At 62.7% G+C, this 11,393-nt stretch carries 7 protein-coding genes; 1 reads left to right on the forward strand and 6 read right to left on the reverse strand.

Annotated elements, in window-relative coordinates:
- Positions 1-29: 29 nt before the first annotated feature.
- Positions 30-1,550 (forward strand): MFS transporter, encoded by a 1,521-nt coding sequence (locus tag ABIB36_RS14775; RefSeq protein ID WP_084346757.1) that lies wholly within the window; start codon positions 30-32, stop codon positions 1,548-1,550.
- A 35-nt stretch (positions 1,551-1,585) separates the two neighbouring features.
- On the opposite strand, the gene treZ is transcribed toward ABIB36_RS14775, so the two are convergent.
- The 6 genes from treZ to msrB form a co-directional block, all read right to left on the reverse strand.
- Positions 1,586-3,337: a malto-oligosyltrehalose trehalohydrolase gene (gene treZ, locus ABIB36_RS14780; protein ID WP_354562284.1), complete on the reverse strand. Its 1,752-nt coding sequence runs from the start codon at positions 3,335-3,337 to the stop codon at positions 1,586-1,588.
- Between the two features lie 15 nt (positions 3,338-3,352).
- Complete coding sequence (gene treY / locus ABIB36_RS14785; RefSeq protein ID WP_354562122.1) at positions 3,353-5,707, reverse strand: malto-oligosyltrehalose synthase; 2,355 nt, start codon at positions 5,705-5,707, stop codon at positions 3,353-3,355.
- Between the two features lie 3 nt (positions 5,708-5,710).
- Positions 5,711-7,987, reverse strand: a complete 2,277-nt coding sequence (gene glgX / locus ABIB36_RS14790) for a glycogen debranching protein GlgX (RefSeq protein WP_084346596.1) — start codon at positions 7,985-7,987, stop codon at positions 5,711-5,713.
- Between the two features lie 33 nt (positions 7,988-8,020).
- Positions 8,021-10,147: an acyltransferase family protein gene (locus ABIB36_RS14795; protein WP_084346756.1), complete on the reverse strand. Its 2,127-nt coding sequence runs from the start codon at positions 10,145-10,147 to the stop codon at positions 8,021-8,023.
- Positions 10,148-10,333: 186 nt separating this feature from the next.
- Positions 10,334-10,852 (reverse strand): peptide-methionine (S)-S-oxide reductase MsrA, encoded by a 519-nt coding sequence (gene msrA, locus ABIB36_RS14800; RefSeq protein WP_084346595.1) that lies wholly within the window; start codon positions 10,850-10,852, stop codon positions 10,334-10,336.
- A complete protein-coding gene (gene msrB / locus ABIB36_RS14805; protein ID WP_084346594.1) occupies positions 10,849-11,328 on the reverse strand; it encodes a peptide-methionine (R)-S-oxide reductase MsrB in 480 nt (159 codons plus the stop codon). The genes msrA and msrB overlap by 4 nt, the downstream gene beginning before the upstream one ends.
- Between the last annotated feature and the right edge of the window lie 65 nt (positions 11,329-11,393).

Below are 11,393 nucleotides of genomic sequence, written 5' to 3' on the forward strand. Positions count from 1 at the left end.
CCGAGGAGAAGTTCGTGAACGAGTCGAGCATGCCCAGCATGCAATCCGCCCCTGACCGGCGGGCCACCACACAGGACTGGCTCGGGCTGGTGGTGCTCGCGTTCGCGGTGCTTCTGATCGCGGTCGACGGCACTGTGCTCGACCTTGCGCTGCCGTTCATCAGCTCCGACCTTGCGCCGACCAGTAATCAGCTGCTGTGGATCATCGATGTCTATTCGTTCGTGTTAGCAGGTCTACTCATCACGATGGGCACTCTCGGTGATCGGATCGGCCGTCGTCGACTGTTGCTCATCGGTGCTGCTGGATTCGGCATCGCATCGGTTGTTGCTGCATTCTCCGTCAGCCCCGAGATGCTCATCGCAGCACGGGTTCTGCAGGGCGTATCCGGTGCGACACTGATGCCTGCGACTCTGGGCCTCATCAGAACGATCTTCACCGACTCGCGTCAACGGATCATGGCGATCGGGATCTGGGGCGCTATGGCGGGCGGTGGTGCTGCCGCTGGTCCGCTCGTGGGTGGGTGGCTTCTGGAGCACTTCTGGTGGGGATCTGTGTTCCTCATCAACATCCCGGTCATGCTGGTGCTGATTGCGCTGGGGCCGCTGGTGATCCCAGAGTCGAAGGATCCGAACCCGGGCAAATTCGACCTCGTGAGCTCTGCCTTGTCTCTGGCTGCGCTCGTGCCCTTGGTTTTCGCAGTCAAGGAGACCGCGACCCATGGTTTCGATACGGTCAACGCCGTCGCTGCAGCCATCGGTATCGCTGCAGGTATCGCGTTCGTGAGGCGTCAGCGCACGCTGGAATCACCCATGATCGATCTTCGGCTCTTCGCCAAGCCGGCGTTCTCGACGGCGGTGTTCACCAACTTCCTGTCGGTGTTCGCGCTCGCCGGAGTCCTGTTCTTCGGCGCCCAATATCTACAGCTCGTCCTGGGAAACAGCCCACTCCAGGCCGGACTGCTGCTACTTCCGGGCACAGTCTCGAGCATCGTGACCTCCTTGATCGCGGCCTACCTGGTGCGCATCTTCTCGCCGGGGACGGTGCTCGGAACCGGGTTGGCCGTCGCTGCAGTAGGCGCGGCTCTGCTGATCGGACTTCGTGCCGACGGTGGACCCGGACTGTTCATCGCCGGCTTCGTCCTGGTCGGTGCCGGCGCTGGTACAGCGCTGACCCTCACCTCGGACCTGGTCGTGAGCGCGGTCGAGCCCGAGCGTGCAGGTGCGGCGTCCGCAGTATCGGAGACCGCGTACGAACTGGGCATCGCGCTCGGCGTTGCCATTCTCGGAACGGTCGTCATGTCGTACTTCCGCCGAGGCCTCGACGTGTCCGGGCTCGATCCGGTTCAGGCGATCTCCGCCCAGGAGACACTCGGTGGATCGGTTGCCGTCGCCCACACGCTTCCTACCCAGGCCGCCGAACTTCTGTCCGAGTCCGCTGACGCGGCATTCATCAGCGGCATGCACGCTGCGTCGGTGGCTACCGCTGTAGTCATGGCTGCCACTTCGATTGCGGTATTCGTGCGGCTGCGAGGCACCACAACGCATGCGTGACGGGTCGGCTCAGCTAAGCCTGTCGACGGTGTCGTTCACGACTTCGTCGCTGCAGGCACGTTGGCTGCGAGGATCGTGAACGAATGGCCAGGGATGGTTGTGGCCGAACCTGTTTCGTACGAGGTCGGCGGACTCCAGGACAGGAGAGGGATGCCGCCGACCGGGACCGTCACCTCGTGCGGTGCAAGGTTGCAGGCCAGCCGAAGCGATCCGCGGTGCAGTACGATCCAGCGTTCGTCCTCGTCGTAGTCGACGGAAAAGTTCTCGAGCCATGGATCGGTCAACTCTGAGTATTCACGCCGTAACGACAGCAGATCGCGGTAGATCTGCAGTAGCTGCGCGTGATCGCCGGTGCCGAGTTCGGACCAGTTCAGTGTCGATCGCTGGAATGTCTCCGGGTCCTGAGGGTCGGGAATGTCCGCGCTGTCCCAACCGTGCGCGGCGAACTCCGCTTTGCGGCCCTCAGCAGTAGCCTTACCCAGTTCGGGCTCGGGGTGTGAAGTGAAGAATTGGAACGGCGTCGATGCGCCCCACTCTTCGCCCATGAACAACATCGGTGTGTAGGGGGAGGCCAACACCAATGCGGCCTTGACTGCCAACTGGCCGGGTTCGAGATAGAAGCCCGGTCGATCACCGATCGCACGGTTGCCGATCTGATCGTGTGTCGTGGTGTACGTCACGAACGAACTCGCCGGAATTCGGCGGGTGTCGATAGGACGGCCGTGTGTCCGGCCACGGAAGCTCGAGTACGTTCCCGCATGAAAGAACCCATGGCGAAGGGTCGTCGCCAACGTCTGCAGTGAACCGAAATCTCCGTAGTAGCCCTGTCTTTCACCGGACACCGCAGCGTGGATGGCATGGTGAATGTCATCGTCCCACTGCGCATCCAGGCCATAACCGCCGCCGGACCGCGCAGTGATGAGGCTGGGGTCGTTGAGGTCGCTCTCAGCGATCAGAGTCAGTGGGCGTCCGAGATGAGCCGACAGTCGGCGTGTGTCCACTGCCAATTCTTCGAGCAGGTGGACGGCAGTGTGGTCGACGATGGCATGGACTGCATCGAGGCGGAGACCGTCGATGTGGAATTCGGAGAACCATCGAAGCGCGTTCTCGACTGCGTAGCGCCGCACCGGCCCCGAATCGGCCTCGGAGTAGTTGATCGCTTGGCCCCACGAATTGGACCCCTGAGCGAGATACGGTCCGAATCGGTCGAGGTAGTTGCCGGATGGGCCGAAATGGTTGTAGACCACGTCGAGTACCACTCCGAGTCCCCGTCGGTGGCAGGCATCGACGAAGCGCTGCAACCCTTCCGGCCCACCGTACGGCTCGTGAACGGTGTACCAGAGCACACCGTCGTAACCCCAGTTGTGGGTGCCGTTGAATCCGTTGACCGGCATCACCTCGACGAAGGTGACACCGAGGTCGACGAGGTGGTCGAGTTTGGCGATGGCCGCGTCGAATGTGCCTTCGGGAGTGAAGGTTCCGATGTGCAACTCGTACAGTGCGCCACCGGGCAGTTGACGGCCGGTCCATGTCGAATCGGTCCACTTCGACTCGTCCACACTGTGCAGCTGCGAGGGAGCATGCACCCCGTCCGGTTGACGCGGCGAACGGGGATCCGGAATCACGGTGTCGTCCTCGTCGAGGAGGAACCCGTATCGACTGTCCGGCCGAGCCTGCTTATCGGTGAACCACCAACCGTCGGACCGGCGCTCCATGTCGTGGACGTCGCCGTCCAGATGCAGTCGAACCTTCTCGGGGGTCGGTGCCCACACTTGGAAACGGTGGATCATGGGTGCAGCTCCTCAGTTCTCGCGTACCAGTAATGCCACGGGCAGCGAAGCGAAAAGCACCTCCGCTGAAATCTCGCCCGTGAATACGGAATCGGTCAGACGATCGCGCCACTGTCCGTCGGGGAGTACCACCGCTGTCGATCCCCAACCCTGTGATGCGAGTGTCAGCGAATGGCGGGTGGCAAGCGCGATCACATCAGGTTCGGCGAGTACCGATCCTCGGGCGAATCCGAGAACGTGCGTTGCAGCGGATCCGACGGCGTAGACGGGTGCGTAAGTTCCACCGACGAAACTGTCGGGCCGCTCACGCCGGAGTCGGAGGGCGGTGCGGACGATATGAAATTTCGCCGTACCGCTGCAGTCGACGACGGGTATGCCGGTGTCTGCGAGATGTTCACGACGCACCGAGTAGTCGACGGGACGCCGATTGTCCGGGTCGACGAGCGAATCGTCCCACAGTTCGGTGCCCTGGTAGACGTCGGGCACACCGGGCCCGAGAAGGTGCAGAAGCTTTTGTCCGAGTGCGTCGTTGCGGCCGTGGGGATCGAGCCGCGAGACCAGCATGCTGACCGATTCAGCGATCGACCCCGCCGTGATGGAGTCGAGCCAATCGTGGACCGAGGCTTCGAATGTCGTTTCGACGTCGTTCCATCCGGTGCGGAGACCGGCTTCGCGGACGGCTTTTTCGGCATAGGCGTGCAGCCGTGCTCGAAATTCTTCGGTGATCGTGCCGTCCGCGGGCCACACGCCGAATACGTTCTGCCACAGGAACAGTCCGGTTGCCCCATCCGGGCTCGGCGCGAGCAGTTCCCAGTCTGTCAAGCATCGCGCCCAGAGTTCGGGCGTCTGCGACAGCACGCCGATGCGGGCGCGAACATCCTCTCCACGCTTGGTGTCGTGTGTGGACAGCGTCGTCATCGCGGCGGACCACCGTACTGCTCGATCCGCGGATGCGAGATGGAACTGCGCTGGGCTGATACCGAATTCGGCGGGATCACCGCCGACCTCCTGCAGCGAGATGAGCCGCGTCGCGCGATAGAACAAGCAATCCTCGACGCCCTTGGCCGTCACGGCCCCGCAAACCTGCTCGAACCGCACGGCTGACTCGGTGCCACGAATCAGCGCGGTCGTCACCGCATCGAGGCCTGCTTCGAGGGCCGGGTCGCTCGCGCTGACCTCGCCGACGACTCGAGCGACGGTGCCGGCCAGAGGGCCGTAATCGGATCTGTAGTACGGCATCCGAGCCACCAGGGCGACCACCGCAGCGCTGATGTCCTCGTGAGAGATGGCTGTCGAAGACTCGCGCGCGATCGCACGGCTCAGACGAGAAACCTCGGGTGCGAGATCGCCTTGTGCGACAGAGATTTTCAATGCCCGCTCGGTCTCGTGCAGCCATCTCGCATCGTTGACCACACCCGTGTAGACCCGCGACAGCTCGCCGAGTGCCTCCGCGCCGTCCGGGTCGACGAACACCCCACCGAGATCGGCAAGAGCGTCGTATCCGGTGGTTCCGTCGACCGGCAGAGACTCGTCCAGGGGTTCGCCGCGCGCGAGGATCTTCTCCACTACCAGCCAACGGTCCGGCCCGATCACCTCGCGGAGTTCGGTCAGATAGCCGGCTGGATCGGCGAGGCCGTCCGGGTGATCGACTCGCAACCCGTCGACGAGCCCGTCCGACATCCAGCTGCTCACCTGCTGGTGGGAGGCTGTGAAGACGTCGTAGTCCTCCTGGCGAAGTCCGGCAAGACCGTTGACCGAGAAGAATCGTCGGTAGCCGACCAGGCCTGCCTTCCAACTGACCAAACGGTAGGCCTGACGGGCGTGTACTTCCTCCGCATTACCGTTCTCGGTTCCCTCGGCGATGGGAAACCTGTGTTCGTAATATGCGAGCAGAGGCTTCTCACCGGAGACGTCGATCACCAGTTCTTTCGTGTCCTCTTCGGATCCGAGGACCGGCAGGGCGATTTTTCCATCGGTGCCGTTGTCGCTGCGCCAGTCGATGTCGAACCAGTCTGCATAGTCGGAATCTCTGCCGCGAGCGAGAACATCCCACCACCAAGCGTTCTGCTGTGGGTCCTCGACACCGACGTGATTGGGCACGATGTCGACGACGACGCCCATTCCCCGTGCGTGAAGCTCGGCCACGAGCGCCTCGAATGCTGCCCGACCACCGAGAGCGGACGAGATCGTCTGTGGATCCACGACGTCGTACCCGTGCGTCGACCCTTCGGTAGCGCTCAGGATCGGAGAAAGGTACGCGTGGGTGACGCCGAGATCGTCGAGATAGTCGACGAGGTCTCGGGCGTCGTCGAGAGTGAATCCATCCCCGCGCAGTTGAAGTCGATACGTGCTGGACGGGATCGGCATGGGTCAGTCCGTCTTTCGTAGAACGAGGAGTGACCGGGCGGCCACCTTGACCGGTGTACCCGCTTCGATGACATTCTCACTCACCCCGGTCGGCGTGGCAGTGTCGAGTGCGACGGTCCATTCCTTCGCGTAGTTCCCATCGGGTGTGACGAACTCGATGCTCTCGTGATGTGCGTTGAAGCACATCAGGAACGAGTCGTCGACTACTCGTTCGCCTCGCTGATTCGGTTCGGGGATGCCCTCGCCGTTGAGGAACACCGTCAGGCTCTTGCCGAATCCGCTGTCCCAGTCCTCGGGCGTCATCTCCTCGCCCGAAGGCGTCAGCCACGCGATGTCGCGTGCCTGCTCACCGCTACGAATCGGTCGACCCTCGAAGAATCGACGGCGGCGAAACACCGGATGGTCGTTGCGCAGCGCGATGGCATTGCGGGTGAACTCGATGAGGTCGGCATTGGTCTCGGCGAGCGACCAGTCCATCCACGCCAACTCCGAGTCCTGGCAGTAGACATTGTTGTTGCCCTGCTGCGTTCGGCCGAGTTCGTCGCCGTGCGCAATCATCGGCGTGCCCTGGCTGAGCAACAGCGTGGCCATGATGTTGCGGACCTGGCGACTGCGGAGTTCGAGAACCTCGGGGTCGTCGGTCGGGCCCTCGACGCCGCAGTTCCACGAACGGTTGTGACTCTCACCGTCGTTGTTGCCTTCGCCGTTGGCCTCGTTGTGTTTGTCGTTGTAGGACACGAGGTCGTTGAGCGTGAAGCCGTCGTGGGCGATGACGAAGTTGATGCTCGCCCCTGGGCGACGTCCCGTCGCCTCGTACAGGTCCGAGGATCCGGTCAATCGCGATGCGAACTCACCGAGAGTGGCGGGTTCGCCGCGCCAGTAGTCGCGCACGGTGTCGCGGTACTTGCCGTTCCACTCGGTCCACAAGCCAGGGAAGTTTCCGACCTGATATCCGCCTTCGCCGATATCCCACGGCTCGGCGATCAGTTTGACCTGACTGACGACCGGATCCTGTTGCACCAGATCGAAGAACGCGCTCAGACGGTCCACGTCGTGGAGTTCACGTGCCAGCGTCGACGCGAGGTCGAAGCGGAAACCGTCGACGTGCATCTCGGTGACCCAGTAGCGCAGCGAATCCATGATGAGCTGCAGGGTGTGTGGATGCCGGGCGTTGAGGCTGTTACCGGTGCCGGTGTAGTCCATGTAGTGCTGTTCGTCGCCGTCGACCAAACGGTAGTAAGCGGCGTTGTCGATGCCGCGAAAGCTGATGGTCGGGCCCATGTGGTTGCCCTCGGCGGTGTGGTTGTAGACCACGTCGAGAATTACTTCGATGCCGGCAGCATGGAACGCCCGAACCATCGCCTTGAACTCCGTCACTGCGCCACCGGCGGTGGGATTGGACGAGTAGTCGGCGTGCGGTGCAAGGAATCCGAAGGTGTTGTAACCCCAGTAGTTTCGTAGACCTTGATCGAGCAGGGTCTGATCCTGCATGAATTGGTGGACCGGCATCAATTCGATCGCGGTGATCCCGAGGTTCAGCAGGTGGTCGATGATCGCCGGGTGCGCCAGCCCCGCGTACGTGCCGCGAAGCGACTCCGGGATGTCGGGATGTGCCACCGTCATACCTTTGACGTGGGCTTCGTAGATGACCGTCTCGTGGTACGGGCGTTTGGGCGCTCTGTCGGACTGCCAGTCGAAGAACGGATTGATCACCACGCTCGTCATGGTGTGACCGAGGGAGTCGTACTGCGGGAAGTCCTCGCGCGGCGAATCGTCGTGCGCGATCGGCTCCTCTTCGATCACTTCGCCGTCCGGATCGTCGAGATCGGTCTCGTCTTCGAAGGCTGTGCCGGCGCTCTGCGCCACCGGTTCCGCGGGAATGTCGGCTGCGGCTTCGGGGACGTCGAGGCTGTAGGAGAACAAGGAGCGGTCACCGTCGAAGTCGCCTTCGAACGCTTTCCCATACGGGTCGAGGAGCAGTTTGCTCGGATCGCACCGGTGCCCGTTGCTCGGATCCCACGGTCCATGAACGCGGAATCCGTACTTCTGCCCGGGTACCACCGAGGGCAGATACCCGTGCCAGACGTAACCGTCGGACTCCTCGAAACGGACTCGAGTTTCGGTGCCGTCGTCGGCGATCAGGCAAAGATCGACAGCGTCGGCGACCTCGGAGAAGAGTGCGAAGTTGGTACCTGCACCGTCGTAGGTTGCTCCCAGTGGATAGGCGGAGCCCGGCCAGACTGCGATCTCGAGTGTTTCGGTGGGAGCGTCCTCAGGCATGGGCCAACCTTACTGTGGCCCGGTGCAACCGGCTCACCACCAACCGGTCGCCGACGCAATCTGCCGACTCAACTCGGGGGTCAGAGTACGAACGTAGGTTGCGGTGAGGTGGTGCTCGTCGCGATAGACGAGGACGTTCCCCTGGATCACCCGGCATACCGGACCGTCGCACAATGCGTTGGAAAGGTCGAGTAGATGTACCGCTGGGTAACGGAACGACGCGGCCAGCGCCGGGTCGAGTGGGGACAAAGCGTTCTGGCGGGGCACTCCGCACGAGGTAGCAGTGCCACCTTCGGCCAAACAGTCGGCCGCTCGGTACGCAACGCCGTCGCGATCGAGCCATGGATTGTCGCGGATGCCGAGAACCGGTACTCCGTGATCAGCCAACTGGGCCCACACCTGTACGTACGAATCCGGGGTGAAGTCGCCGGGGCCGTCGGGGCGTGGGCGCGTCGAGTTGGAGAAGACGTAGTCGGGTTTGCTTCGCTCGATCTCGCCGAGAACGGAGTCGGTCCAGTCGAGACAACCGGGGTATTCGCTGTCGCCGAGCACCGGCATGCTTCCGACGGTGAGTGGACAGCCCATCTTCAGATAGGTGACGACGCGGAAACCCTTCTCGCGTCCCAGTTGATCGAGGGCGGTGATCCAATGTTCGGCGTGCGAACCTCCGGCCAGGGCTATCGTCCGTTCGGCCTCCTTGTTCCCGTACTCGCAGCTGATGACATCACGGGTATCGAAGTCCGCGATGCATCCCTCGATCGTCGTGATGGGGAGGTCTGCGGGAGCGGAGAACAATGCGGGTACTACTTCGGCGTCCTCGGCGAGTGCGCCGTCGGTGAGGACGAGTGCGCCCGGATGCGTCGATGCATCGACTATGGCGCCGGCTTGCAGGTCAGCGACGGAGCGGTCGATGTAATAGTTCCATCCGACCGAACCACAGACCACGACCGCTGCCGTCGCTGTTGCCACGACGGTGATCAACACCTTGGGAATCGACGGTCTCGGCGCTTGCAAGGGCTTTTCGACCAACCGAACTGTTGCCATTGCGAGAAGTACCGACAAGCCGACGACGACCAAACCCAGAGTCGGGCCGGCGGATGGCTCGCCGGTCAAGAACAGTGCGAAGATCAGGATCGGCCAGTGCCACAGGTACAAGGGGAAGGCAATCGAGCCCAGCCACACTCCGAACCGTGTGCTCATCAGCCGCGCGACGGGGGTCGCCGGGCCGGCGAGAATCAGCGCGACGGTCGCCGAGACGGGCACCAGCGCCCACGGGCCGGGGAACTCCCGGACGCCGTCGAGAACGAACCCGCACAAGGCGATGGCCGTCAGTCCGGCGAAGGCGAGCAGCGTACGCGCCGACCGACCGACCCACGACTGCCCGTCTCGCCATCCGTGTGCCGGACGATCACGGGCTTGGCGGACCGCGAACAATGCTGCGATTGCAGCTCCGACCAGGATCTCCCACAAGCGTGCTCCGGTGTCGTAGTAGTTCCACGACTGCATTTCGCTGGCACCCTCGGCTGCATAGACGAAGGACAGGAGCGCGGCACCTGCGAACAACAGGAGGTAGAGACCGGCAGGCGGGCTCATCTTCCGCCCTCTCCAGGAGCGACGGACGATCCAAGCGAGGCCGAAGACGACGGTGATCGCGAGCAGATAGAACTGGAACTGCACGGCAACGGACCAGAGATGTTGAACCGGGCTGACACTTTGGTCTGCTGCCAGATAGTCCTGAGCCGTCCAGGCAAGTTCCCAGTTCGTGTAGAAGAACACAGCAGACATCAGCTGATCGCCTACGTCGGCCCATCGAGTGCGGGGCAGAAGAGTCAGGGTGGCAACGGCGACTGCAGCCAGAACCACCATCAGCGGGGGGCCGAGTCTGCGCAGAATTCGCCGAACCCGTGTGATCGGATCGATACTTCCGCCGGAGTGCGCGGTGCGAATGAGCGAGGCAGTGAAGAAGAAGCCGCTCAACGTCAGAAAGACGTCGACGCCGCCGGAGACCCGTCCCATCCAGATGTGGAAGACGACGACGAGGGCGATAGCGATCCCACGAAGCCCGTTGAGATCGACTCGCACGTCGGAGGTCGAGGTCGGGCGCGGTGGGGCCGTCGCCTTGTTCTCGTCGCCGGCGAGAAATTGGGGCTGGACATGCATGGGAAGTTGAATGCTCCGACTTTTCGGCGGTACTCGGTCGTTGATGAGGCCTGCTCGCGCCACGATACTGGTCCACCTCACCAGACGAGCAATCAGCGGATCGTCACCGGGATTTCGAGTAACGCGCCTTCACGTGCAGTGGCCCCGAGCTCGAGCTCGGGGCCACTGCACGTGAAGATGTAGTCGTCAGCTGGTGGCGGCTTCGCGGTGCGGAAGCTTCCAGCCGGGACGAACGAAGTGACACGTGTAGCCACTCGGGTAGTTCTGCAGGTAGTCCTGGTGCTCGGGCTCTGCCTCCCAGAACGGTCCGGCCGGTTCTACTTCGGTGACGACCTTGCCCGGCCACAGACCCGACGCATCTACATCGGCGATCGTGTCGAGGGCGACGCGCTTCTGCTCCTCGCTCGTGTAATAAATAGCCGAGCGGTAGCTGACACCGACGTCGTTGCCCTGACGGTTCTTGGTGGAGGGGTCGTGGATCTGAAAGAAGAACTCCAGGATGTCGCGGTAGGAGATCTGCTCCGGATCGAAGACGATTTCCACAGATTCGGCGTGGGTTCCGTGATTGCGGTAGGTCGCGTTGGCGACATCACCCCCGGAGTATCCGACGCGAGTCGAGGCCACGCCCGGCCGATGCCTGATCAGTTCTTGTGCTCCCCAGAAGCAGCCTCCGGCGAGGATGGCGGTCTCGGTAGATGTAGTCACTTCTGCGCTCCTTCGTCTGAACTATCTTCGATGCTGTCGAACTGTGCGCGATAGTCACCGTAACCCTCGGCTTCGAGGCGATCGAGGGGGATGAACCGGAGCGCTGCCGAGTTCATGCAGTACCGCAAGCCACCGTCGACCTTCGGACCATCCTTGAAAAGGTGTCCCAGGTGAGAGTCGCCGGTCGCAGACCGTATTTCGGTGCGCACCATCAGGTGGCTGAAATCCCGCTTCGCAACCACATTCTGCGGCTCGACGGGCTTGGTGAAACTGGGCCACCCGGAGTGAGACTCGAATTTGTCCGCCGAGGAGAACAACGGCTCGCCCGTTACGACGTCCACGTACAGACCGCGCTCGTGGTTATCCCAGTATTCGTTGTCGAAAGCTCGCTCGGTGCCGTTCTTCTGCGTGACTCGGAACTGCTCGGGAGTCAATCGATCGAGTGACTGCTCGTCCTTGCTGTACGAATGCGACATCTTCTCGTCCTTCCTGCGGTTCTCTTCGCTGAAGAACCCCGTTGAATCAACAACTGGGTCTTTGC

It is taken from the genome of Rhodococcus sp. UYP9 (genome assembly GCF_040547235.1).
In the GTDB taxonomy this organism is placed as follows: Bacteria; Actinomycetota; Actinomycetes; order Mycobacteriales; family Mycobacteriaceae; genus Rhodococcoides.